Raw genomic sequence first — 23,981 nt, forward strand, 5'->3', positions numbered from 1 at the left:
GTGCACGATAGGCCGACCGAGCCGCAGTTCAAACCTCGATCACATCCGGTAAGGTAAGGCTTACCTGCAAACGATCCCGATTCGGTGGTCCCCTGCATGACCGTCCCCGCCCTGCTCCCCGCCGCCGCCACCTTCCCCGTGGCGGACGCGTACGCCCGTCTGACCGAGGTGTTCCCGTCGCTCAGCGTCGACGTGCTCACCGACGGTGAGCGGCCCCCCTTCGGTGGAGGCTGGGTCGGCGCCGCCGATCTCGCGGCCGGCGGCCCGGCGCTCGACGCCTTCCTCGCCTGGGACGAGGCGCAGGTGCTGCGGGACTACGGACAGCGGGCCCGCCCCGACGTGATCGCCAGCTTCGCCCTGCACCGTTACGCCTGGCCGGCCTGTCTGCTCATCACCATGCCGTGGTTCCTGCTGCGCCGGGTGCCCCGCGTGCCGGTCGAGGCCGTCTCGTTCCACCGGGGGCTGGGCCGGATGACCGTCAGGCCCGGCCCGTTCGCCTGCCTGCCCGACGACCCGGCCGCCACCCTGCCGGGGGCCCGGGTCGTCCCGGACGAGGAGGCGCTGCGCGCCGAGGTGCGCACGGCCGTCGCCGAGCATCTCGAACCGGTCCTGGACGGCTTCGCCCCGCGCATGCGGCGTGGCCGCAGGGCGCTGTGGGGCATGGCGACCGACGAGATCGTCGAGGGGCTCTGGTACCTCGCTCACCTGCTGGGCGAGGAGCGGCGCGCGATGACGGAGCTGGAGGAGCTGCTGCCGGGGACGACCAAGCCGTATGTGGGCTCGGCCGGTTTCCGTGAACTGACCGGACCCGACGGCGAATCTTTGCCGACCCGTGACCGGGCGAGCTGCTGTCTCTTCTATACCCTGCGTCCCGAGGACACCTGCGTCACCTGTCCGCGCACCTGCGACAACGACCGGGTCCGCAAGCTCGGCACCCGCCCCTGACTGCGCGTCACCTCGAATTCCACGCCACCCCCTGGGGTGATATTAATCGAACATGACAGCCACCTGCCGAACGGCAGCGTTAGCCGATCGTGCATATTTGTGTGCCGCACCGCCTCGTTGGTGTGCTCTTGTCCCGAAACCCTCTGAGGGGCACCGTACTTCCGCCAAAATGGCGTCCAACACGCCCTACTGCGATGCAAGGAACACCGCATGCGACTGACCGACATATCGCTGAACTGGCTGCTTCCCGGCGTCGTGCTGATCGTCGGAATCCTGGTGGCGGTGGCTCTGCTCACGCGCGGCAAGCGCGCCAGTCAGAAGTCCTCCGCCGCCGAGGACTCCTGGGAACGCAGCGAGGAGCGCCGTAGACGCAAAGAAGCGATCTACGGCATCGCCTCCTACGCCCTTCTGTTCTGCTGTGCCGCCGTGGCGGCCGCTCTCTCCTTCCACGGCCTGGTCGGCTTCGGACAGGAGAACCTCGGCCTCTCGGACGGCTGGGAGTATCTCGTCCCGTTCGGCCTCGACGGCGCGGCCATGTTCTGCTCGGTCCTCGCGGTGCGCGAGGCCAGCCACGGCGACGCGGCCCTCGGCTCGCGTCTGCTCGTGTGGACGTTCGCGGGTGCCGCGGCCTGGTTCAACTGGGTGCACGCGCCCAGGGGTCTGGGCCACGACGGCGCTCCGCACTTCTTCGCCGGCATGTCCCTCTCGGCCGCGGTCCTGTTCGACCGCGCGCTGAAGCAGACCCGGGTGGCGGCGCTGCGCGAGCAGGGGCTGGTCCCCCGTCCGCTGCCGCAGATCCGGATCGTCCGCTGGCTCCGCGCGCCCCGCGAGACCTTCGGCGCCTGGTCGCTGATGCTTCTCGAGGGAGTGCGCACGCTGGACGAGGCGGTCGACGAGGTCCGCGACGACCGGCGGCAGAAGGAGCAGAACCGCCGCAGCCGGCGCGAGCAGGAGAAGATGGAGCGCGCTCAGATCAAGGCGCTCAACCGGCAGCACCGGGCCTGGGGCCGCGGGGGCCGTCAGGTCGCCCTTCCTCCCTCGAATGGAGGTTCTGGCTCCCAGCCGGCCGTCGAGGCCGCCGCGGAGCCTGCTATACCCGAGCCGGGACAGCTGCCCCAGCGATCTCGGCTCTCCCTTCAGTCCGCGCGGACCGCTGAGACCCACACCGCTGAGACGCGCACCGTGGATCTCACCGCCGAGGACGACACCCAGGCGTTGCCGCGGCTCGACTCCCTGGAGCGCAAACTCAAGGAGATGGAGCAGCAGTTCGGCTGAGGCCGGACGAACGGGCTGAGCGGGCCGAGCACCGACAGCACGAAGCGCGATCACCACCGGGACCGGTGTGGCGGACGACCGTCACGCCGGTCCTTCGCGTCTCGGGTGTCTTCTGTGCCCATGCCCGATCCCTACCCGGGGATGATCACGTCTATTCCTCGCCCTCGGCCAAGTCCCCACGGTCAAGTCACCACGGCCAAATCCCCTAGGCGGTCTTCCCGTTCAGCTCGAACCACACCACCTTGCCGACCGGCCTGGTCCGTATCCCCCAGTCGTCCGCCAGACTCCGCACCAGCGCCAGCCCCCTGCCGTGCGTGGAGTCGTCCGGGACCGGCCGGCCGGGTAAGGACGGCAGGGGCAGCGCGGCGACGAAATCCCTTACCTCCACCCGCAGCCGGGAGTCCGCGACCGTCGCCGTGACCACCGCTCCGGTCTCCGTGTGGACCAGCGCGTTGGTGACCAACTCGCTGATGAGCAGCTCCGCCACCTCCGCTGAATCCCGCTCCTGCCAGTGCCGCAGCATCTCCCGCAGGGCGTGCCTGACCTCCGGAACGGCCGCGAGATCGGCGCCCCCCACTCTGCGCCGGATACCTCTTGTCACTCTGTCCCCCCGCCCCTGGTGGCCGACAGCGCCGCGTGCGCGCCGCGTTCAGGAGATGCATTCCCAGCCCGTAATGGGCCACTCATGGCGTTCGTCACCTCCTGGCGCCGACTCCGTACGGTGCGTCAGGGGCGCGGCACGTTGCGCAGGTTGGAACGGGCCATCTGCACCATCCGGCCCACACCGCCGTCCAGCACCATCTTGCTCGCGGAGAGCGCGAAGCCGGTGACCATCTCCGCGCGGATCTTCGGCGGGATAGAGAGCGCGTTGGGGTCGGTGACGACATCCACCAGGGCTGGCCCCTTGTGGGCGAAGGCTTCCTTCAACGCGCCCGTCAGCTGTTTCGGCTTCTCCACCCGTACCCCGTGGGCACCGGCGGCGCGGGCCACGGCCGCGAAGTCGGTGGGGTGGTTGTCCGTGCCGTAGGACGGGAGCCCGGCCACCATCATCTCCAACTCCACCATGCCCAGGGAGGAGTTGTTGAAGAGAACCACCTTCACGGGCAGGTCGTACTGGACGAGGGTGAGGAAGTCGCCCATCAGCATGGCGAATCCGCCGTCCCCGGACATCGACACGACCTGCCGGTTCCGGTCGGTGAACTGCGCTCCGATGGCCTGCGGCAGGGCGTTGGCCATCGAGCCGTGGCTGAACGAACCGATCACGCGGCGGCGGCCGTTCGGCGTGAGATAGCGGGCCGCCCAGACGTTGCACATGCCGGTGTCGACCGTGAACACGGCGTCCTCGTCGGCGATCTCGTCCAGCACCGAGGCCACGTACTCCGGGTGGATGGGCGTGTGTTTCTCGACCTTGCGGGTGTACGCCTTGACCACGCCCTCCAGCGCGTCGGAGTGCTTCTTGAGCATCTTGTCGAGGAACCGGCGGTCCGCCTTGGGACGCACCCGCGGGATCAGGCAGTTCAGCGTCTCGCGGACGTCGCCCCACACGGCGAGGTCGAGTTTGGAGCGCCGGCCGAGGCGTTCGGGCCTGATGTCGACCTGGACGGTGCTGACGTCGTCGGGCAGGAAGGCGTTGTACGGGAAGTCGGTGCCGAGCAGGATCAGCAGATCGCACTCGTGGGTGGCCTCGTAGGCGGCGCCGTATCCGAGGAGTCCGCTCATCCCCACGTCGAAGGGGTTGTCGTACTGAATCCACTCCTTGCCGCGCAGGGCGTGCCCGATCGGCGACTTGATCCGCTCGGCGAACTCCATCACCTCCGCGTGCGCGCCGGCGGTGCCGCTGCCGCAGAAGAGGGTGACCCGGTCCGCCTCGTCGATCATGCGGACCAGCTTGTCGATCTCCGCGTCGCCCGGGCGTACGGAGGGCCGGGAGGTGACGAGGGCGTGCTCCTCCGCCTTCTCGGGCGCCGGGGCGGAGGCGATGTCCCCCGGCAGGGTGACCACGCTGACCCCGCTCTGCCCGACGGCGTGCTGGATCGCCGTCTGGAGCAGCCGGGGCATCTGCCCGGGGTGGGAGATCATCTCGTTGTAGTGGCTGCATTCCTGGAACAGCTGCTCGGGGTGGGTCTCCTGGAAGAAGCCGAGACCGATCTCGCTGGACGGGATGTGCGAGGCGAGGGCGAGTACGGGCGCCATGGAGCGGTGCGCGTCGTAGAGGCCGTTGATGAGGTGGAGGTTGCCGGGGCCGCAGGAGCCCGCGCAGGCGGCGAGCTTGCCGGTGATCTGGGCCTCGGCTCCGGCGGCGAAGGCGGCGGTCTCCTCGTGCTTGACATGGACCCAGTCGATCTCCGGGGTCCGGCGGACCGCGTCCACGACCGGGTTGAGGCTGTCGCCGACGACTCCGTACAGCCGTTGGACACCCGCCCTGACGAGGATGTCCACGAACTGCTCCGCCACGTTCTGCTTGGCCATGGGACGCGCACCTTTCTGGTCGCCGGCGGGGCCCCGGGCGACGGGCCGCGGGCAGCCGCCCGCCACGGACCGGCGTCGGTCCGGCCCCCGGTGTCCATCAACCCACGCCGGGCGCGGTCCCGCACGCGCGGTTACGCCTCCCAGACGCCGACGGCCGTGCGATCGTCGGCGTACCCCTTGACCCTGATGCTCGTGTCCTGGAAGTACTGGGCCAAACCCGGCGGCTCGGCGGGCGCCCAGCGGCTCGCCAGCTCCTCGGTGAGGGCCGGCCGCTCGCGCATGGGCGCGGCGAGACCGGGCCCGCACAGCAGCAGGGTGTCGCCGGGCCGGGCGACCGATGCCCGGAAGCGGAACGGCTCGGGCGGCGCCGGCGGGACCTCGGGGTGCGGCGAGCGGGGAGCCACGATGTCCGGGGCCGGGGTGTCCCCCTGCCGGTCCGGGCCCGCCGGGGCCCCGGCGGGCCCGGACGCCCGCGCGGGTGGTGAGCCGTAGCCCACGACGGGCGCGCCGGTGACGGCGGCCGGGTCGGGCAGGAGGGGTTCCAGGTCCTGCCAGGCGCCGTCCCTGAGCCGGAAGAGTCCGCCGTCACCGATCCCGAAGAACACCCGGGTCCGGCATTCCGGGTCGGCGGAGAGCAGCAGACAGCGCAGTCCCGCGGTGTACTCCTCGGGCGGTACGCCCAGCTCGGCGGCGCGGGCGCGCAGCTTGCCGAAGGCACGGTCGGTGAGCCGGTGCAGCCCGGACTTCACCTCGCCCCGGCGGCCGGCCCTGATGTCGGCGGAGAGCCGGTCGTGGTCGCGGCCCACGGCGGCCCCGATCCAGCGGCAGGCGTCCGCCGCCGCCCGGTGGGCCCCCTCGGCGGTACGGGCGCCACTGGCGACGGCCGCCAGCACGAGGGCGCCGGGGCCGGCCCCGAAGCGGGCGGTGAGCAGGGCGTCCTTGCGCGGCTCGCCCCGGTGGCGCGCGGAGTCCCCCCGTAAGGAGACGGCCCGCAGGGTGTAGCTCCCGTGGGCGGCGCCGTCGAGCACGGTGTCGGGGACGAGTTCGTCCAGCCGGTCGGCGTGGGCGGCGGGCAGCGCGGCCGGTTCGGGTCCGTGGGCGGGCGGGCGGTCACCGAGGTGCGCGCGGGGCGTCCGGGGGCCGGGGGTACGGGGACCGTCGGGTGACGCGGCGGGCGCGGAGGCCCGGCGCGCGGGCACCGGCACGGCGGCGTCCCGGTCAGGCACGGCGGCCACGGCCGGGCCCGGCACCGCCTTCACCGCCTTCACCGCCTTCACCTCCTCCGCGTCGAAGCGGTCGTCCACGGTCTGCTCCGCGCGCCGGGCGGCGAAACCGGCGTCCGGTACGGACTCGCCGTACAACCGGTTCCACCAGTCGTCGTCGGCGGCGGGCGTCTCCCCCTGTTGCTGGCTCATGTCCCCATTGTCGACCGGGCCGTGGGCGCGTATCCCGACATCGGGAAAAGAGTTCGCCGGGCGGCCCCACCCCCCACGGGAAGGACGCCCGGCGAACGGTCACAGACCCGGCCGGTGCGGACGCGGGGGCGGTGGCCTCGCGCGTCGTCGCTCCTGGACGGGAGCCGGATCAAGAATACCCGTTGGGCATATGACCCGGCCTGTCGCAGCTGTGATGGCGCCACCCTCGCAGAGTGGCGGGCCGTACAGGGATGATGGGGACGGCGGGTTTACGCCGTGGCCGGTATCCGCCACGGGCCGCCGGAGAGTGAAGCGCGTCCGGGGAAGGCGCGCCGGGGCGGACCGTACGTCGGCAGGACGTATGCGAAGCCGCGCGCACAACGGTCACGGACCGGTCGTGAACCGGTCGTACAGGGAGGGTCGCAGGGGTGCTGGGGCTGGGAGCGATAGGTCTCGACGAGAGACAGGAGTCCGCGTACCGCGCGCTGGTGGCGATCGGCGCCGCCGAGGTCGCGGATCTGGCCCACCGGCTCGCCCTTCCCGAGCCGGACACCGAACAGGCGCTGCGCAAACTGGAGCGGCACGGGCTGGCCGCGCAGTCCTCGTCCCGTACCGGCCGCTGGGTCGCGGCGCCGCCCGCCGTCGCCCTGGGGGCGCTGCTCATCCAGCAGCGGCACGAGCTGGAGCGGGCCGAGCTGGCGGCGGTGGTGCTCGCGGAGGAGTACCGCGCGGAGGCCACCGAGCAGGCCGTGCACGATCTGATCGAGGTGGTGACCGGCGCGAGCGCGGTGGCCCACCGGTTCCGCCAGCTCCAGCTGGGCGCCGTCGAGGAGGTCTGCGCCCTGGTCACCGGGCAGCCCGTCGCGGTGACGGGCATCGACAACGAGGCGGAGGAGCGCGCGGCGGCACGCGGTGTGGCCTACCGGGTGGTGATCGAGCGCGAGGTGCTCTCGTTGCCCGCGGGGGTCAGCGAACTGTCCGCGGCTCTCGGCCGTGACGAGCAGGTCCGTGTCACCGAGCGCGTCCCCACGAAGCTCGTCGTGGCGGACCGCGGCCTGGCGATGGTCCCGTTGACCGGGCCGGGGGCCGAGCCCGCGGCGCTGGTCGTGCACGCCAGCGGGCTCCTGGAGTCGCTGATGGGCCTCTTCGAGGCGGTGTGGCGCGAGGCGCTGCCGCTGCGGCTCCGCACGGAGGGCGCGGGCGGCGCCGGCGGACGGGACGGGGACGGTGCGAGCGGGGGCGGCGCGGGTACGGTCGCCGAGGACCGTCTGCCGGGCCCGGACGCCACCGATCTGGAGATCCTCTCGCTGCTGCTCGCCGGGATGACCGACGCACGCGTCGCCAAACAGCTCGACCTGGGGCTGCGGACCGTGCAGCGCCGGGTGCGCGGGCTGATGGAGCTGAGCGGGGTGACCACCCGGCTCCAGCTCGGGTGGCACGCCTACGAGAAGGACTGGGTGGCACGCGACCTGCGGAAATGACCGGTGTGCCGCACAGTTGGCGAATGGAGGTGTGGCAGCTCGTACTGGTGGGCCTGGTCATGCTGCTCGGTCTGCTCGGCGTGCTGGTCCCTGGTGTGCCCGGGCAGGCCATCGTCTGGGCCGCCGTGCTCTGGTGGGCGCTGACCGACACCGGCCGTCCCGCCTGGGCCGTACTGATCGGGGCGACGGCCCTGCTCCTGCTCAACCAGGCGCTGCGCGCGCTGCTGCCGGCGCGCAGGATCCGTGGGACCGGGGCCCCGCACCGGTCCCTGGTGACCGGCGGGGTGTCGGGGATCGCGGGGTTCTTCGTGGTGCCGGTGGTGGGCGGGATCGCCGGGTTCGTCGGTGGGATCTACGGCGCGGAGCGGGTACGGCTGGGCAGCCGCCGGGACGGCTGGGCGTCGACCCGTGCGGTGATGCGCGCGGCGGGCTGCTCGCTGCTGGTGGAGCTGTTCGCGTGCCTCCTGGTGGTGGGCGCGTGGCTGGGAACGGTGGTCTGGGCCTGACCCCCGCGGGCCCGGCACCGGCCCGGCAACGACATCGGGAACGGGACCAGGACCCGCGGACCAGGGCCAGGAACCGATGCGCGTGAGCGGCTGCCCGTGTGACGCTGGCCCCATGAGCCGATTCAGTGAGGCCGAGCGCGCGTATCTGAAGACCCAGCGACTGGGCCGGATGGCGACCGTCGATCCCAGGGGACAGCCGCAGGCGAACCCGGTCGCGTACTACCCGCAGGACGACGGAACCCTCCTGATCGGAGGTTTCGCCCTGGGGACGACCAAAAAGTGGCGCAATCTCCAGGTCAATCCGCGGGTGGCGCTCGTCGTGGACGACATCGTGAGCACCGACCCGTGGACGGTGCGCGGAGTGGACATCCGGGGCGAGGCGGAGCTGCTGGTCGGCCCGCACGACCTCGGTGCGCCGCTCAGCGAGGAGCTGATCCGCATTCACCCGCGCAAGATCCACAGCTGGGGCCTGGAGCCGGGCCCGTAGGGCCGTCCGGATCCCGCCCCTTTCCCGGGGACACCGAGGCGTCCCCGGGAAGGGGCAGGTGCGGTACGAACGGCGCTGTCACCTGATCCGGCCGCGTTTGGCCTCCATCGCCGCGCGTCCCTCCGCGCCCCTGCGCTTCCAGTCGCGCCGCATCTCACCGCGCAGCCGGGCATCGGTCTTGGCGACGATGAACCGGTTCTCCCGCAGCAGTTTGCGGTAGCTCTCCAGTCGCCGGTCGGACAGCGAGCCCTCCGCCACCGCGGCGAGCACGGCGCAGCCGGGCTCCGCGCCATGGGCGCAGTCGTGGAACCGGCACTCCCCGGCGAGCGCCTCGATCTCCGAGAACACCTGCCCGACACCGGCCTCCGCGTCCCACAGCCCGACCCCGCGCAGCCCCGGCGTGTCGATGAGCACCCCGCCGCCGGGCATCGCGAGCAGATTGCGGGTCGTGGTGGTGTGGCGCCCCTTGCCGTCGACCTCACGGGCGGCCCGCACCCCCATCACCTCCTCCCCGAGCAGCACGTTGGCCAGGGAGGACTTCCCGGCTCCCGAGGCACCGAGGAGCACGCTCGTACCGGTGGACAGGGCCGCCGAGAGGACGTCGATCCCCTCCCCCGTCATCGAACTGGCCGTCAGCACCCGCACCCCGGGAGCAACCGTCGCCACGTCCTGGACCAGGTGGTCGGCGGTGTGGGGGCCGGTCACCAGATCCGATTTCGTGAGCACGACGAGCGGCAGGGCCCCGCTCTCCCCGGCGAGTGCCGACTTACGCAGCAGTGCCTCGCCGGTCGAACTGGACATCGCGAGCGCGAGGAACCGCTCGATCCGCCCGAGATCCAGTTCGACCGCGAGCGACACACAGATGACGACATGATCGATGTTGGTGGCCAGCACCTGGCCCTCGGACCGCTTCGAGGAGGTCGAGCGTACGAAGGCGGTACGGCGCGGCAGCAGCGTCCGCACGTACCGCGGCTCGCTGCCCGCCGGGTCGACGGCGACCCAGTCCCCCGTGCACACGACCTTCATGGGGTCGCGCGGTACGACGAATTCCGTGTCCGCCCGGACGGTGCCGTCCGGGGTGATGACATCGCACAGTCCGCGGTCCACCCGAACGACGCGGCCGGGCAGCAGGCCCTGGGCGGCGTACGGGACGAACTCGGCCTCCCAGCCCGCGTCCCAGCCGTACCGGGCCAGCGGGTGCGACGCGGAGGAAACCTGAAGAGAGGAGAAAGACAAGGGGAAACCCTTCACAAGGGTGGCCCCGGCACGCGCACACAGGCGCGTAAGCGAAACGGGAAGGTCAGCCGGAGACCACAGGGATGGGAACGATGAACCTCTGAGCCTGGGCAGCACCCAGCGCAATGACCGTCATCAATGTCCTCACCTCCTGCTTCTCCACGCTTCAACACCGCCCCGGAAGCGGCACGTTACGACCACCGCCCCCGGACGACGCCACCCTAACCGGGCTCCGCACACCACCGCGAGGCATTTTCCCGGCCCCCACCGAAGACGGGCTCGTCACGGACCTGCGGTCCGGCCGTCCCCATGGCGGCCCGTCCGCGCGCGGGCGGCGCTCACCGGGCGGGGCCGCGTCCGAGCCAGTGCCAAGACGCGCCTCCCGCAGCGAGGGGCCGGTTACCTGATCAGGGGTTCAGGCCGCCGCGTCGAAGGAGGACTGCCGCACGACCGTGCGCCGGGCAGCTGAGGCCGGGCTGCGCCGGCCGCGGGAGGCCGTGCTGCGGCCGCGCTCACGCCGCGCGGCCACCGGCGCGGTGATCGTCACAGGGATGCCGGAGGGCGTCCGGGCGCCGGTGATCCGGCTGAGTGCCTCTTCCCCGGAGCTGACCGGGGTGGTCCGGGGCACGATGCCGGCGGCCGCCATGAGGCGGGTCATGTCGCGGCGCTGGTTGGGGGTGACCAGGGTGACGACGCTGCCGGACTCGCCGGCCCGCGCCGTACGCCCGCCGCGGTGGAGGTAGTCCTTGTGGTCGGTCGGCGGGTCGACGTTGACGACGAGGTCGAGGTTGTCGACGTGGATGCCGCGTGCCGCGACGTTCGTCGCGACGAGCACGGTGACGTGCCCGGTCTTGAACTGGGCCAGGGTGCGGGTGCGCTGCGGCTGCGACTTCCCGCCGTGCAGGGCCGCGGCCCGGACACCGCAGTTCAGCAGATCCCGCGTCAGCCGGTCGACGGCGTGCTTGGTGTCCAGGAACATGATCACCCGGCCCTCGCGCGCCGCGATCCAGGTCGTCGTCCGGTGCTTGTCGGCGCCATGGACGTGCAGCACGTGGTGCTCCATCGTGGTGACCGCGCCTGCGGACGGGTCGACGGAGTGGACGACCGGGTCGGTGAGGTAGCGGCGGACCAGGAGGTCGACGTTGCGGTCGAGGGTGGCGGAGAACAGCATCCGCTGCCCCTCGGGGCGCACCTGGTCCAGGAGCGCGGTGACCTGGGGCATGAAGCCCATGTCGGCCATCTGATCGGCCTCGTCCAGGACCGTGATCGCGACCTGGTTCAGCCGGCAGTCACCTCGGTCGATGAGGTCCTTGAGGCGGCCCGGAGTCGCGACGACGACCTCGGCCCCACCGCGCAGCGCACTGACCTGCCTGCCGATCGGCATTCCGCCGACGACGGTGGCCAGGCGCAGCTTCACCGAACGGGCATAGGGGGTGAGAGCGTCGGTCACCTGCTGCGCCAGCTCACGTGTCGGCACGAGGACCAGGGCCAGCGGCTGGCGGGGCTCGGCGCGCTGCCCGGCGGTGCGGGCCAGCAGGGCCAGGCCGAAGGCGAGGGTCTTGCCGGAGCCGGTGCGCCCGCGGCCGAGGACGTCGCGGCCCGCGAGGGTGTTGGGCAGGGTCGCGCCCTGGATCGGGAACGGGACGGTCACACCTTGCGCCGTGAGCGCGGCAAGCAACTGCTCGGGCATGGCGAGGTCGGCGAAAGCCTCGACGGCGGGCAGCGCGGGGGTGATCGTCTTCGGCGGGGCGAACTCGCCCTGGACCGCCCCGGGCCGCCTGCTGTGGCCGCCCGAGCGGCGCGGGCCCCCGGAACGGCTCGGGGCGGGCGAGCCGACGCTGCCGCCACGGCCCGAAGCGGAGCCGGAGCCGAAAGCGGGGCCGCCGGTACGGCTGCGGGAGGAGCGGTTGTTCGTACGTGTGGGGTTCATTCAGAACCTTCCTTGATACGGCACGTACCAAGGAATTCCCGCAGCGGAGGAGCAGCGCGGGGAATCACAAGAACGGGCCGAAATGGAATATGAAAGTGAAAGCGAATCCGACCTGCGGTGAATTCGTGCGGATGCAGGAACGGAAATAGGCGCCGGCCTGCGGATATGGAGTCCGGGACGCCTGTGGGTGCAGCTTCGAAGAGGCCCGCGTCCCTGGAGAAGGGGCTGTGGGCGGGGGCTGCCCCATGGGGGAACCCTCGGGCGGGAAATTCCGTGGCTGGGGCCCGTACCCCGAGGGATACGGGCCCCAGCCACGAAGTGCGTGTCAGCCTCGGACGGGAACGATGTTCTCGGCCGTCGGGCCCTTCTGGCCCGTCGCGATGTCGAAGGTGACCTTCTGGCCCTCGGACAGCTCGCGGAAGCCCTGGGCGGCGATGTTCGAGAAGTGCGCGAACACGTCGGCGCCTCCGCCGTCCTGCTCGATGAAGCCGAAACCCTTGGCCGCGTTGAACCACTTCACGGTGCCGGACGCCATGTCATATCTCCTTTGGGGCAGTACGCCGGGACCCGCGATGCACGGATACCGGGTCGCCGCGATGATGCCCCGCCCGGAAAATGACCGGAAACATAAAAACGCTTACCACGGCGGAAAAAACGGTGGAGGCGCTTGAAGATTTGGGAACCACGACTGCAACTGGGATCGACAGTAGCATGCGGTAGCGGCCTGCGTACGCTCAATAAATCCGCTCCGTCGACTGTGGTAAACACACTGTTCGCGCGACACGTTCAATTCTCGTTCCGCGGTAATAGATATTGGCCCACCCGCGTGCCACAAAAACCCGCTTTCGGCGTGCCTCCCACGTGTGCGGGGCTCAGTGACCGCGAGCAGCCGTGCCGGACGTCGCGTGGCTCTCCGGAGTGATGAAGGCCGGCCTGCGAGGTCCTAAGGGCTGTCCCGGACTTCGGTGGGCCGGCCGCGTTGATGGACAGTCACCGTGCCGCGCCGACGGGCACACCGGCAGGCACATGACCGGGGCGGTGGCTACGGACTGGGCCCGACGCGGGTGGACACCCCCTGCGGCACCGTCCGGGAACACAAGGGCCACGACCTGACCTGACGGCGCGTCATAAAAGATCGGGTTCGTGATCCCGTAGTGCGCCCGGCGGCGGCCGAATCTAACTTCATGAGTACCGGAAGCGGCGGTCCGGCCCACAAGCACCGGGCCGCCACCCACGGGGAACTTCCCATCAGTCCGAACGGAAGGGTAGAACCATGTCGACCACCGTCACAACGGCCGTGGCATGCCTTGTGTGTGACAGCGCCCTGGACATCGAGAGCGGCTCGGAGAAGGGCGAGATCGTCGAGTGCGGCACCTGCGGTCAGGAGCACGAGCTGACCAGCGCGTCGGAGAGCGGCTACGAGGTCTCCCTGGCGCCCGAGGTCGAGGAGGACTGGGGCGAATGACAACCGCAGCCACCGATGTCCTGCTGTCGGTGACGGTGCTGCGCCCCGACGAGCGTCGGCTCCTGGACGCACTGCGCGCCCAGGGGCTGACCGCCCGTCCGGTCCTTCCGCCCGACCTGGCGGACGTACTCGCAGCCGGGGGCGAGCGGCCGCGGCTGACCGTCCTCAGAAACCTGTCGCACCGCGAGGCCATCGGCACCGCCCGCCGCCTGGAACAGGCCGGGGTCGCCACACTGAACACCCCCTCGGCCATCGAGGTCTGCAACGACAAGGGCCTTCAGGCGCTGCTGTTCGCGCGGAGCGGCATCCCGCACCCGGTGACCCGGCACGCCTTCACCTACGACCAAGTACGCGACATCGCCGCTGAGTTCGGCTGGCCCGTGGTGGTCAAGCCCGTATCGGGATCCTGGGGACGCGGGGTGACCCGCCTCTCCCACGAGGAGGAACTGGAGGCATGGACCGGCGGACGAGAGTCCGCGGACGCGGCGGGAAAGCTCTTTCCCGTCCTGGTGCAGCAGTATGTGGAGAAGCCCGGCCATGACCTGCGCATCGTGGTCGTCGGGGAGGAACCCGTCGTCGCCATCCGCAGGAAGTCCGACAACTGGCGCACCAACACCCACCTCGGCGCGCAGGTCGAGCGGGTCGAGATCACCGACGACATGCGCCGGCTGTGCGCGCAGGCCGTCGCCGCGCTCGGCCCCGGTTTCTACGGCGTGGACATGATGCAGGACCGGCACACCGGTGAGATGACGGTCCTGGAGATCAACGCCAACCCCGAGTTCGCCCGCTCGTCGGACACGCACGGTGTGGACGTGGCAGGTCTCTACGCCCGCCACGTCGTCCGGTTGCTGGAGTCGGACCGCTCGCTGCTCGCCGTCTGACCGGCGGTCCCCGCACCGCCCTCCCCCGCACCGCCCTCCACCGCGCCGGACCCGCCCGGCGCCGTGCGCCCACACGTCACGGCCCACCCGTCACGGCCCACCCGGCCCGTGCGTCCCGGCACGCCCCCGCCCTCCGCACCCGGCTTCGGCCGGCCGTGGGCCGTGCCGTGAAGGGCCGTCCGCAGATCGAGGAGACACCTCATGGAACAGTACGACACCGCGCTCGTCCTATCCCGGGTACTGACCTCCGGCATCGTGATGAGCATCGAGAAGAACGACAAGGAACTGCCCGCGCTGGAACGGTTCCTGACGAAGCGCAGTGGCCGGTCCCGAGCGGTCCTGGTCAACAGCCGGAGCGCGGCCGTGCACGCCGCGCTGGCCGGCCAGGAGACAGGCCACGGCGACCGGGCGGTGCTGCCCGACGGCCTCGGCGACCGCACCCGTGCCTTCATCGACTGGCTGGGCGTCGAGGAGGCGGCCCCGTCCCCCTCCCTGTCCGGGCCCGCCTTCGACCTGCTGACGCTCACCCCGGAGAACGCCGGTGACTTCGCCCGGGCGGCCGCCGCCGCCACGGCGCCCGCCCTGGTGGTGGACCTCACCGGCCTCGGCTTCGGTCCCGCGGGAGCGGTGCTCACCGACGACGACCAGATCTGGGCGCGTGCCGAGCGGCTGAAGATCTTCGGCGCCTTCGACCTGCGGACCATGTGGACGCAGGAGGAGGCCGAGCCCGGCATGGCGCCGGGCGTGCAGTTCAACTACCGGCTCAGCCCGCTGGTCGCCGCCTGCGCCCGGATGGCGCTCGCGCAGGCCGGCTCCCGTACCCCCGCGACGACCGGAGGCACCTCCCGATGATCACCGACTTCCCCACGGCTCCCCTCGCCCTGCCCGACCCGGCGGAGATCGAGGCCGAACTGGCCGGGTTCGGCGGCGCGGCGATGATCCCCAAAGAGGTGCGGCGCACCATCTTCCCGGTGATCACCAAGGAGGACGTCTTCACCATGCTGCTGGCGCAGCGGTCCGACCCGGACAAGGTCGTGGCCGACTTCGCCGAGGAGTACCGGTCGTACGTCGGCGCGCACCGCGCCCTGCCGACCGCCAGCGGGACATCGAGTCTTCATCTGGCGCTGATCGGCGCCGGTGTGCGGCCCGGTGACGAGGTCATCGTCCCCGCGTTCACCTTCATCGCCACCGCGCAGGCCGTGGTCGCCGCCAAGGCGGTGCCGGTGTTCGTGGACGTCGATCCGCTGACGTACTGCATGTCGGCCGAGGCGGCCGAGGCGGCGATCACCGAACGGACCCGCGTGGTCATGCCGGTCCATGTGCACGGGCTGCCCGCGGACGTCGCCGCGCTGCGCGGGGTCTGCGACCGGCACGGGCTGGCGCTGGTGGAGGACGCGTCCCACGCGCACTCCGCGAAGATAGGCGACCAGGTGTGCGGCTCCCTCGGGGACGCCGCCGGCCAGAGCCTGATGGCGGACAAGAACTTCCCGCTCGGCGGCGAGGGCGGCATCGCCTTCTTCGGGAGCGACGAGGCATATCAGCGGACCGTGGACTTCCTGGACCGGAACGGCATCGACTACGGGATGTCCTGGGTCGCCGCCGCGTTCGGGGCCAGCCAGCTCAAGCGGCTGCCGTACTACGACGCGATCCGGGCGCGGAACGCCACCCTGCTGGCCGACGCGCTGCGGGAGACCGGTCTGTTCACCCCGCCGCACGTGCCCGAGGGCCACACCCACGCCTACAACATGTACCGGGTCGGCCTGACGCCGGAGGCCGTCGACCTGGGGGACCTGCCGGTCTGGGCGGTCAAGGAGGCGGTGCACGAGCTGCTCACCGCCGAGGGAGTGCCGGCCCGCGAGTGGCAGAACACCCCGATCCCCTGCCATCTGCCGTTCCGGGAGCGCGGCGGCTTCGGCAACGGCTATCCGTTCACCCTCAACCCCTCGGCGGTCAGGGACCACCGGCCCACGGACTTCCCGAACATCGTCGCGATGCTGGAGAGCACCGTCGTGCTCTGCCGCGAGCTGCGCTCCCCCGTGGAGTTCGAGCGGGTCACCCGTTACGCGGACGCCTTCCGCAAGGTCGCCGCCCGTCCCGACGCCATACGCAAGCTGGTCGCCGAACGCGAGTACGTGCGGCCCTACGAGAAGGCGGCCCGCCTTGGCTGACAACGACCGCGTACGCGTGGCGATCCTCGGCGCCAGTGGCTACACCGGCGCGGAACTGATCCGGCTGCTGCTGGGCCACCCACACGTCGAACTCGCCTATCTCTCGTCCGAGCGGCACAGCGGGGACTCGATCACCTCGGTCCTGCCCGGTATCCGCAACCACCCCGGCGCCGCGAAGCTGCGGTTCGCCCCGCTGGAGGCGTGCGACGAGGTGGACGTCGCCTTCGGGTGCCTGCCCACCGGCGCACTCCCCCAGCACATGCCCAAACTGTCCGAGCGGGCGGGACGGGTGATCAACCTCGCCGGGGACTTCCGGCTCACCGACCCCGAGGAGGCCGCCCTCCACTATCCGCGGTCCGCCGAGTGGACCGACGCCTTCGAGTACTTCGTACCGGAGTTCTCACCCCCGCCCGGTGACGCCCGGTTCCTCAATCTGCCCGGGTGCATGGCCGTCACCACCCTCTACGCGCTGCACCCCCTGGTCGCCGCCGACCTCGCGGCGGGCGATGTGGTGGTGGAGGCCAAGACCGGCGCCAGCGGCGGCGGCAACAAGTCGACCGAGCACCCCGCCGAACGCATCGGCAACTTCAGGGTGCACAAGCCGTACGGCCACCGGCACGCCCCGGAGATCTCGCAGGCGCTGCGCACGTTCACCGGCCGGTCCCCGCGGCTGCGGTTCTCCACCTTCAGCATGGACGTCTCCCGCGGCATCCTGGTCTCGGCCTACGGACTGCTGCGCCCGGGTGTCACCCGGCTGGACGTCAAGCGCGCGTACGGCGTCGCCTACGCGCACAGCCCCTTCGTCAAGGCGCGCTCCCAGCTGAAGACGCCGGCGGACTTCCCGATGCTCAAGAGCGTCGTCGGCTCCAACATGGCGGAGGTGGCGGTCGCGGTCCGCGGCGACCAGTACGTGGCCGTCACGGCGATCGACAACCTGATCAAGGGGGCGGCCGGCCAGGCGGTACAGGCGTTCAACCTCGTACAGGGATTCGAGGAGTCCACGGCGCTCCCCTTCACGGCGGTGACCCCATGAGCGAACGGCCCCTGTACGTCATCAAGGTCGGCAGCAGCACCCTGCTGCATCCGACGATCTTCGCCGAGATCGCCGCCGTGCGCGGCCGGGGCGCCCGCGTCCTGGTCGTCGCCGGCGGGGCCGAGGGCATCGAACGGCACTACGGCTCCATCGGCCGGACGATGCCCTCCCTCACCCTGCGCAACGGCGACACCGTGCGCTACTGCCCGCCCGAGGAGATGCCGCACATCGCGGACGCCTACCGCCGGGTGACCCTGCCCGCCGTGGAAGCGGGTCTGTCCGCGCACGGCCTGACCGTCCTCACCCATGTCGCCGCACACGAGGGGCTGGTCACCGGGACCGTCAACAAGCCGCTCCGGGTGGCCGAGGACGGCCGCTCGAAGGTGGTCAGGGACCACCGGGCCGGCACGGTGGCGTCGGTCGACGCCGAGCGGCTCGGTGTGCTGCTCGACGCCTACGACGTGGTCTGCCTCTCCCCGCCGGTACGGGACGCCGACGGCGGCAGCGACCTCAACGTGGACGCCGACGTGCTGGCCGCCACGCTGGCGAACGCGCTGGACGCCGACCATCTGCGGCTGGTCACCGGGACCGCCGGAATCCTCACCGACCCCGCCGACCCGACCGCCACGCTGCGCGACGCGTTCCCCGGCACCGCTGGCCGGTACGCGGGCGGCCGGATGAAGCAGAAGGTGCGGGCGGCGGAGCTGGGGCTGCTCGGGACCGCGGATGTCGCGGTGACCGGACCGCACACCATGGCCGACCCGGACGGCTGGACCCGGTTCTGGGCCGCCGAACCCTCGGCGGACCTCGCCCTGCTGAGCCGGGCGGTGCAGATCCCGTCGACCTCGTACGACGAGCACGAAGTGGTGCGCTACCTGGTGCGGTGGTGCCAGGAGCGGGGCATCGAGGCGCGGGCCGACGAGGCCGGCAACCTGGTGGCGGAACGCGGCGACGGTCCGCGCACCCTGCTGCTGCTCGGCCACGCCGACACCGTGCCGTTCAACTGGCCGGTGCGGTGGGAGCCGGCCGGCGGGTCCGCCGAAGCGGACGCGTCCGCCGGGGCCGTGGCGGCGGCCGGGACGACCGGCCCCGCCACCGATGCCGACGCCGACGCCGAGCGGGACGCCGTACTGCACGGACGCGGCAGTGTCGACGCCAAGGCGTCCCTGGTCGCCTTCCTGGAGGTCCTGGCGGACACACCGGTCCCCGACGGCTGGCGGCTGCGGGTCGTCGGGGCGGTGGAGGAGGAGGTCTCCTCGTCCAAGGGCGCCTTCCACGCCCGCGACCACTACCCCGCCGACGCCGTCGTGGTGGGCGAGCCCAGCGGCTCCGGCGCGCTGACCCTCGGCTACTACGGGCTGTTCAAGCTGCGGGTCACGGCGACCGTGCGCAGCGGCCACTCGGCCGGCTTCCAGGCCCTGTCGGCGCCCGACCATCTGACCGATTCGCTGGCGCGGATCCGGGAGGCGGTGCTCAAGGAGGCCGACGAGGCACTGAGCGCGATCATCGACCTGTCCTGCTCCGCCGGCACCGAGAGCCAGAGCGCCACCGCGATCCTCAACTTCCGGGTGCCGCCGATGGCCGACCTGGACACGCTGCGGACGGTGGCCGCCAAGGCGGTGGACGACGACGTGACGATCACTTTCCTGCGGGCCACCCCCGGCTACGCCGGCGGCCGTTCGACCCCGCTGGCCAAGGCGTTCAACCGGGCGCTGAACCGCAGGGGCATCAGTCCGCGATTCCTGCTGAAGAAGGGAACATCCGACATGAACACGCTGGCCACGACCTGGCGCGGCGTCCCCATGGTCGCGTACGGACCGGGTGACTCCGCGTTGGACCACACCGCCGAGGAGCACATCGGCGCCGCCGAATACCGGCAGGGGCGCGCCGTACTGCGGGACGCCGTCACCGCGTTCTTCGATCTGGCCGCCGCGCGCGACCGGGCGCCGCGAGCCTCGCAGGGGGTGGCCCGATGACCACCGCCGTCGAGCAGACCGCCCCGCCCGGCCTCGTCCTGGCCCCCTTCCCCGCCGCCCCCGCCCCCACCTCCTCTCCCGCCGTCGCCGGCTCCGCGGACTCCGGGCTGCGCAAGCGCGCCCTGGCCGCCCGCCGCATGGTGATCGACATGGCCGCCACGCCGACCGGCTGCCATCTCGGCGGAAGCCTGTCGGTGATGGACATCCTGATCGCCGCGCTGGACCGGACCGCCACCGACGAGGACAGCGAGGTCGTACTGAGCAAGGGGCACGCCGCCGCCGGGCTGTACGCCGCGATGTACGTCACCGGTGTGCTCGGCGAGGACCCGGTGGAGCACTACGGCGCCGCTACGCACCACTTCACCGGCCACCCGGGGCCCAGTGTGGAGGGGGTCCGCTTCCCCACCGGGAGCCTCGGCCACGGCGCCCCCTACGCGCTCGGCTGGGCGCTGAGCCGCCGGCTGGCGGGCGCCCCCGGACTCGGGATCGCGGTCCTCGGCGACGGCGAACTCCAGGAGGGGCTGGTCTGGGAGACCTTCCAGGTCGCGGCGGCCCAGCGGGCCGGGAACCTGATCGTCGTGGTGGACCGCAACGGCGGCCAGAACGACGGCATGGTCGCGGACATCTCCCCCGAGCCGCGACTGGCCGAGAGATTCGCCGCGTTCGGCTTCGACGTCGAGCAGGTCGACGGGCACGACGTGGAGGCGCTGCGGGAGCTGTTCGAGCCGGACCGCGCGGACCGAGACCGGCCGCTCGCGATCATCGCCGACACCGTCAAGGGCAAGGGCCTGCGCCCGGTGGAGGGGAAGGCCGCTTCGCACTACGTGACCATCGACGCCGACAGGGCCGCCGCCTGGAAGAAGATCGTGCGATGACCCTTCCCGGACGCACCGCCTACCGCGACGAGCTGACCAAGATCGCGGCGGACGACCCGCGGATCCTGTGCCTGGAGGCGGACCTCGGCGGGCGCGGTCACCCCTTCGCCGCCGGGTACCCGGACCGCTTCTTCAACGTCGGGATCGCCGAAGGCGCGATGATCGACATGGCCGCCGGGCTGGCCGAGGGCGGCTACCGGCCCTTCGTCTCGACCTTCGCGCCGTTCGCCGCGCTGCGGGCCGCGGAGAGCCTCAAGCTCGCCCTGGGCTACCTGGGCGCCGGCGTCACGGTGGTGGCCCCGTACGCCGGTGTCTCCGGCGGCTGGTTCGGCACCACGCACCACTGCCTGGAGGACTTCGCCGTCCTGCGCGCCATCCCCGGCATCACGGTGGCCGCGCCGTACGGGGAGGAGGAGATGCGCGCCGTCGTGAGGCGGGCCGCGCGCACCGGGGAGCCGCATTACATCCGCACCGGCCGCAACGCCGCCCCGGCGAGCCTGCCCTGGGAGGGCACCGACCCGCCCGTCGTCAACTGGGACGACGCGGGCGCGGAGGCGGGCCGTACCTGCCTGGTGTCCGTGGGCGAAGTCGGCACCGAGCTGTGCCTGGCCGTGCGCCGGGCCCGGCCGGCCCTGCCGCACGCGCACCTGTGCTTCGTCGACCAGCCGCATCTGGAGCAGGCCGCCGCCGAACTGGCCGGGCGCTTCGACCGGTTCGTCGTGGTCGAGGAGCACCGGCCGGCCGGCAGCGTCGGCTCCGCCCTCGCCCTGCTGCTGCCCGGCCGCGAGGTGCGGTCGGTCAACGCGGGCGAGGCGTGGCCGGTGCACGGCGGCAGCCACGAAGAGGTTCTGGACGAACTCGGCCTCAACGAGGCCGCGTTGTGGAAGGCTCTCGCACCGTACGAAGACCTGCCGGGGACGCCCCCCGCGGGCGAGGAGGGAACGACATGAGCACCCACCGGATCGGGCTGGGGCAGGGCACCGCGATTTACGTGGGGGCGATCCTGGGCGCCGGGATTCTCGCCCTGCCCGCCCTGGCCGCCCAGAAGGCCGGCCCCGCCTCGTTGCTGGCCTGGCTGGCCCTGCTGCTGTTCTGCGTGCCGGTCGCCACCAGCTTCGCCGCACTCGGCGCGCGCTATCCGGACAGCGGAGGGGTGGCCACCTTCGTCTCCAAGGCGTTCGGGCCGCGCGCCTCCGGGGCGGTCGGTTACTGGTTCTACTTCGCGCTGCCCGCCGGCGCGCCGGTCACCGCCTACGTCGGCGGCCAGTACGTGGCGCACACCCTGGGCGGCGGCGACCGCGTGACGATCGCGGTGGCGGCGGTGCTGCTGCTGGCCGCGTTCGGCAGCAACACGGTGGGGCTTCAGATGTCCGCCCGGCTGCAACTGCTCCTGGTCGGACTGCTGGTGGTACTGCTGCTCATCGCGGTGCTCACCGCCCTGCCGCACGCGCGCGCCGACAACCTGACCCCGTTCGCGCCGCACGGCCTGGGTGCCGTCGGGCAGGCGGCCAGCCTGCTGTTCTTCACCTTCGCCGGCTGGGAGGCGGTCACCCATCTGTCCGGTGAGTTCCGCGATCCGGCCCGGGACCTGCGGCGGGTGACCATGCTGACCCTCGCGGTGATCGGCGTGCTCTACCTGGGCCTCGCGCTGACCTGTGTCCTGGTGCTCGGCCCCGAACTCGCCAACACCAATGCGCCGTTGACGCTGCTGTTGCAGCGGGGCACCGGTTCGGCCGCCTCCGTGGTCACCGCGCTGATGGCCCTGCTGCTCACCTTCGGCACGATGAACTCCTACCTGGCCGGGGCCTCCCGGCTGGGCGCGGCCCTGGCGAGGGACGGCGTACTGCCCGCAGCGCTGGCCAAGGGGCACCGTCCGGGCGAGGTGCCCCGGCGCAGTCTGGCGCTGCTGTTCGCGCTCAGCGCCGTGGTGTGCGTCTTCGCGCTGGTGACCGGCACGGAGCTGGGGAAGGTCATGCTGGCGGCCTCGGCGTGCTTCATCGCGGTCACCGTGGCCGGCCTGGCCGCGGGCGTACGGCTGCTGCCGCGCGGCAGTTCGGTGTGGTGGGGCGCGGTGGTGGCCGCCGTGGTCATGACCGTCGTCCTGCTGTTCTCCGGATGGTTCCTGCTGCTTCCGCTGGTGCTGGGCGGGGTGGCGATCGGCTGGTCCTCGTGGACGGCACGGCGCGGACGGACCGTACCGGCCGCGCGACCGGCGCCGCTGATGGCGCAGGAGCCGGAGCCGGCGGAGTAGCCGGTGCCGGGGACGGAGAGCGGGAAGAGCGCGACAGTGAGCACGACGGCTGGAAGGATGTCCCGATGGATCTCGGGTTGAGGGGACGGGTCGCGATGGTGGCGGCCGGGACGAGCGGTATCGGGCTGGCGATCGCCCGCCGACTGGCCGCCGAGGGCGCCGTGGTGTCGGTGTGCGGGCGCTCGGCTGACCGGTTGCGGGAGGCGGTGGCGCTGCTGGAGAAGGAGACCGACGCTCCGGTGCACGGCGCGACGGTGGATGTCACCGACCACAGTGCGGTCGAGGGCTGGGTCGGTGAGGTGGCCGGGCGGTTCGGCGGCCCGCATGTGGTGGTCACCAACGCGGGGAGCCCGTCGGAAGGGGGCGCCGACCGGTTCGGCGTACCGGACTACCGCACGGCGGTGGAGCTGAACCTGCTGTCCGCGGTCACCCTGAGCCGCGCGGCGCTGCCGCACATGCGGGAGGCAGGGTACGGCCGGGTGCTGTTCGTCACCTCGCTGTCCGCCAAGCAGCCGATCCCCGGGCTGGCGCTGTCCAACACGGTCAGGCCGGCGGTCGTCGGCTACGCCAAGTCGCTGGTGCACGAACTCGCGGCGGCGGGGGAAGGGGCCGTCACGGTGAACGTGATCGCCCCCGGTATGACGCGCACGCCGACGCTCCAGGCGTGGGCCGAGCAACTCGACGGCGGGGTCGAGGGGTTGTGCGCGGACATCCCGATCGGCCGGCTCGCGGAACCGGAGGAGGTCGGCGCTGCCGCCGCGTTCCTCGCCTCGGCGCCGGCCGGTTCGATCACGGGAACGGTCCTTCCGGTGGACGGTGGGGCCACCCGCGGTCTGCTGTGAGCGGCGGCCCGTGCGACGGGTCCGGCCCGGCCGTGGTGAACCGGCCGGGCCCCCCGGTCGTCGTACGTCCGGATACCGCCCGGGCCGTCCTCGCCGGACGACGGGCCCTAGACGGCCGGGCGGCCGTGCAGCGCGACGGCGAGCTGGGCCCGGCGGCTGATGGCGAGCTTGCGGTAGATCCGGGTGATGTGCTGCTCCACCGCACGCGAGCTGACGCCGAGGCTGGCCGCCATCTGATGGTTGGTCAGGCCGTCGAGCATCATGCGGGTGAGCCGGGACTCGTGGGCGCTGAGCGATGCGTGGGCGACGGGCGGGGCTTCCCGTTCCCGCAGCACCGTGACCGTTCCCGAGCCGGCGAACGGGCCCCCGTCGGCGGCCGCCCCGGCGCCCGCCCCCGCGGCGGCGGACCGGCCGAGCCATCCGGCGGTGTCCCCGCTCAGTTCGTCGCCGAGCTGCCGAGTCCGTATGTCGACGACGAAGCTCTCCTGTACATAGGGGTCTCCGGCCAGTACGCGGCGCAGCGCGGTGGGATCGTTGACCTGCACGATCAGCGTGTCGCCCTCCCCCTCGGCCCAGACCCCGCCGTAGAGCAGCACCCGGTCCCGGGCCATCCGCTGCCAGTACGAGCGGTGCCGGGACCGCGTCCGGCGCAGGTCGGCACCGCTCCTCAGCCGGCGTTCCACCAGGTACTTCATCGCTGCTCCCGTCGCCAGGACTGCGGGACGGGGACCGAGCGCCCCGCCTCC

General features: G+C 72.1%; 22 protein-coding genes. 15 read left to right on the forward strand and 7 right to left on the reverse strand.

Annotated elements, in window-relative coordinates:
• Positions 1-96: 96 nt before the first annotated feature.
• Both ACFY6S_RS05775 and ACFY6S_RS05780 read left to right on the forward strand, forming a co-directional pair.
• The gene (locus ACFY6S_RS05775) at positions 97-945 is read left to right on the forward strand and encodes a (2Fe-2S)-binding protein (RefSeq protein WP_388823232.1); all 849 of its coding nucleotides are present in this window, start codon (positions 97-99) and stop codon (positions 943-945) included.
• 210 nt (positions 946-1,155) lie between these two features.
• Complete coding sequence (locus tag ACFY6S_RS05780) at positions 1,156-2,220, forward strand: DUF2637 domain-containing protein (RefSeq protein ID WP_388823234.1); 1,065 nt, start codon at positions 1,156-1,158, stop codon at positions 2,218-2,220.
• A gap of 205 nt (positions 2,221-2,425) precedes the next feature.
• On the opposite strand, the gene ACFY6S_RS05785 is transcribed toward ACFY6S_RS05780, so the two are convergent.
• From ACFY6S_RS05785 to ACFY6S_RS05795, 3 genes are all read right to left on the reverse strand, one after another.
• The gene (locus tag ACFY6S_RS05785) at positions 2,426-2,809 is read right to left on the reverse strand and encodes an ATP-binding protein (RefSeq protein WP_388823870.1); all 384 of its coding nucleotides are present in this window, start codon (positions 2,807-2,809) and stop codon (positions 2,426-2,428) included.
• A 137-nt stretch (positions 2,810-2,946) separates the two neighbouring features.
• On the reverse strand, positions 2,947-4,689 hold the full coding sequence (locus tag ACFY6S_RS05790; RefSeq protein ID WP_388823236.1) for a pyruvate dehydrogenase: 1,743 nt from the start codon (positions 4,687-4,689) through the stop codon (positions 2,947-2,949).
• Positions 4,690-4,820: 131 nt separating this feature from the next.
• On the reverse strand, positions 4,821-6,104 hold the full coding sequence (locus ACFY6S_RS05795; protein ID WP_388823238.1) for a protein phosphatase 2C domain-containing protein: 1,284 nt from the start codon (positions 6,102-6,104) through the stop codon (positions 4,821-4,823).
• Positions 6,105-6,532: 428 nt separating this feature from the next.
• Here ACFY6S_RS05795 and ACFY6S_RS05800 point away from each other — a divergent pair, with 428 nt between their 5' ends.
• From ACFY6S_RS05800 to ACFY6S_RS05810, 3 genes are all read left to right on the forward strand, one after another.
• The gene (locus ACFY6S_RS05800; RefSeq protein WP_388823240.1) at positions 6,533-7,585 is read left to right on the forward strand and encodes a helix-turn-helix domain-containing protein; all 1,053 of its coding nucleotides are present in this window, start codon (positions 6,533-6,535) and stop codon (positions 7,583-7,585) included.
• A 23-nt stretch (positions 7,586-7,608) separates the two neighbouring features.
• Positions 7,609-8,091, forward strand: a complete 483-nt coding sequence (locus tag ACFY6S_RS05805) for a DUF456 domain-containing protein (protein WP_388823242.1) — start codon at positions 7,609-7,611, stop codon at positions 8,089-8,091.
• A gap of 112 nt (positions 8,092-8,203) precedes the next feature.
• Positions 8,204-8,578 (forward strand): PPOX class F420-dependent oxidoreductase, encoded by a 375-nt coding sequence (locus ACFY6S_RS05810; RefSeq protein WP_388823244.1) that lies wholly within the window; start codon positions 8,204-8,206, stop codon positions 8,576-8,578.
• 78 nt (positions 8,579-8,656) lie between these two features.
• Here the strand turns inward: ACFY6S_RS05810 and rsgA are convergent, their stop codons facing one another.
• From rsgA to ACFY6S_RS05825, 3 genes are all read right to left on the reverse strand, one after another.
• Positions 8,657-9,814 (reverse strand): ribosome small subunit-dependent GTPase A, encoded by a 1,158-nt coding sequence (gene rsgA / locus ACFY6S_RS05815; protein WP_388823246.1) that lies wholly within the window; start codon positions 9,812-9,814, stop codon positions 8,657-8,659.
• 415 nt (positions 9,815-10,229) lie between these two features.
• A complete protein-coding gene (locus ACFY6S_RS05820) occupies positions 10,230-11,744 on the reverse strand; it encodes a DEAD/DEAH box helicase (RefSeq protein WP_388823248.1) in 1,515 nt (504 codons plus the stop codon).
• A gap of 325 nt (positions 11,745-12,069) precedes the next feature.
• A complete protein-coding gene (locus ACFY6S_RS05825; RefSeq protein WP_388823250.1) occupies positions 12,070-12,279 on the reverse strand; it encodes a cold-shock protein in 210 nt (69 codons plus the stop codon).
• A 738-nt stretch (positions 12,280-13,017) separates the two neighbouring features.
• Between ACFY6S_RS05825 and ACFY6S_RS05830 the strand changes: the two genes are divergently transcribed.
• From ACFY6S_RS05830 to ACFY6S_RS05875, 10 genes are all read left to right on the forward strand, one after another.
• The gene (locus tag ACFY6S_RS05830; RefSeq protein ID WP_388823252.1) at positions 13,018-13,209 is read left to right on the forward strand and encodes a lysine biosynthesis protein LysW; all 192 of its coding nucleotides are present in this window, start codon (positions 13,018-13,020) and stop codon (positions 13,207-13,209) included.
• Complete coding sequence (locus ACFY6S_RS05835; protein ID WP_388823254.1) at positions 13,206-14,090, forward strand: RimK family alpha-L-glutamate ligase; 885 nt, start codon at positions 13,206-13,208, stop codon at positions 14,088-14,090. Before ACFY6S_RS05830 ends, ACFY6S_RS05835 begins: the two co-directional genes overlap by 4 nt.
• 201 nt (positions 14,091-14,291) lie before the next feature.
• A complete protein-coding gene (locus tag ACFY6S_RS05840) occupies positions 14,292-14,942 on the forward strand; it encodes a DegT/DnrJ/EryC1/StrS family aminotransferase (RefSeq protein WP_388823256.1) in 651 nt (216 codons plus the stop codon).
• Positions 14,939-16,258 carry an aminotransferase class I/II-fold pyridoxal phosphate-dependent enzyme gene (locus ACFY6S_RS05845; RefSeq protein ID WP_388823258.1) on the forward strand — a complete coding sequence of 440 codons (1,320 nt, stop codon included), beginning with the start codon at positions 14,939-14,941 and terminating at the stop codon, positions 16,256-16,258. The genes ACFY6S_RS05840 and ACFY6S_RS05845 overlap by 4 nt, the downstream gene beginning before the upstream one ends.
• Entirely contained in the window at positions 16,251-17,291 is a 1,041-nt protein-coding gene (gene argC, locus ACFY6S_RS05850) for an N-acetyl-gamma-glutamyl-phosphate reductase (protein ID WP_388823260.1), read from the forward strand. The genes ACFY6S_RS05845 and argC overlap by 8 nt, the downstream gene beginning before the upstream one ends.
• Positions 17,288-19,267 (forward strand): M20/M25/M40 family metallo-hydrolase, encoded by a 1,980-nt coding sequence (locus ACFY6S_RS05855; RefSeq protein WP_388823262.1) that lies wholly within the window; start codon positions 17,288-17,290, stop codon positions 19,265-19,267. Before argC ends, ACFY6S_RS05855 begins: the two co-directional genes overlap by 4 nt.
• On the forward strand, positions 19,264-20,142 hold the full coding sequence (locus tag ACFY6S_RS05860; RefSeq protein WP_388823264.1) for a 1-deoxy-D-xylulose-5-phosphate synthase N-terminal domain-containing protein: 879 nt from the start codon (positions 19,264-19,266) through the stop codon (positions 20,140-20,142). Before ACFY6S_RS05855 ends, ACFY6S_RS05860 begins: the two co-directional genes overlap by 4 nt.
• On the forward strand, positions 20,139-21,092 hold the full coding sequence (locus tag ACFY6S_RS05865) for a transketolase family protein (protein WP_388823266.1): 954 nt from the start codon (positions 20,139-20,141) through the stop codon (positions 21,090-21,092). Before ACFY6S_RS05860 ends, ACFY6S_RS05865 begins: the two co-directional genes overlap by 4 nt.
• Complete coding sequence (locus ACFY6S_RS05870; RefSeq protein WP_388823268.1) at positions 21,089-22,393, forward strand: APC family permease; 1,305 nt, start codon at positions 21,089-21,091, stop codon at positions 22,391-22,393. The genes ACFY6S_RS05865 and ACFY6S_RS05870 overlap by 4 nt, the downstream gene beginning before the upstream one ends.
• 65 nt (positions 22,394-22,458) lie before the next feature.
• On the forward strand, positions 22,459-23,235 hold the full coding sequence (locus tag ACFY6S_RS05875) for an SDR family NAD(P)-dependent oxidoreductase (RefSeq protein WP_388823270.1): 777 nt from the start codon (positions 22,459-22,461) through the stop codon (positions 23,233-23,235).
• A gap of 107 nt (positions 23,236-23,342) precedes the next feature.
• On the opposite strand, the gene ACFY6S_RS05880 is transcribed toward ACFY6S_RS05875, so the two are convergent.
• A complete protein-coding gene (locus tag ACFY6S_RS05880) occupies positions 23,343-23,930 on the reverse strand; it encodes a LuxR C-terminal-related transcriptional regulator (RefSeq protein ID WP_388823272.1) in 588 nt (195 codons plus the stop codon).
• Positions 23,931-23,981: the final 51 nt, after the last annotated feature.

This window comes from Streptomyces sp. NPDC012835, assembly GCF_042900885.1.
Classification (GTDB): Bacteria; Actinomycetota; Actinomycetes; order Streptomycetales; family Streptomycetaceae; genus Streptomyces.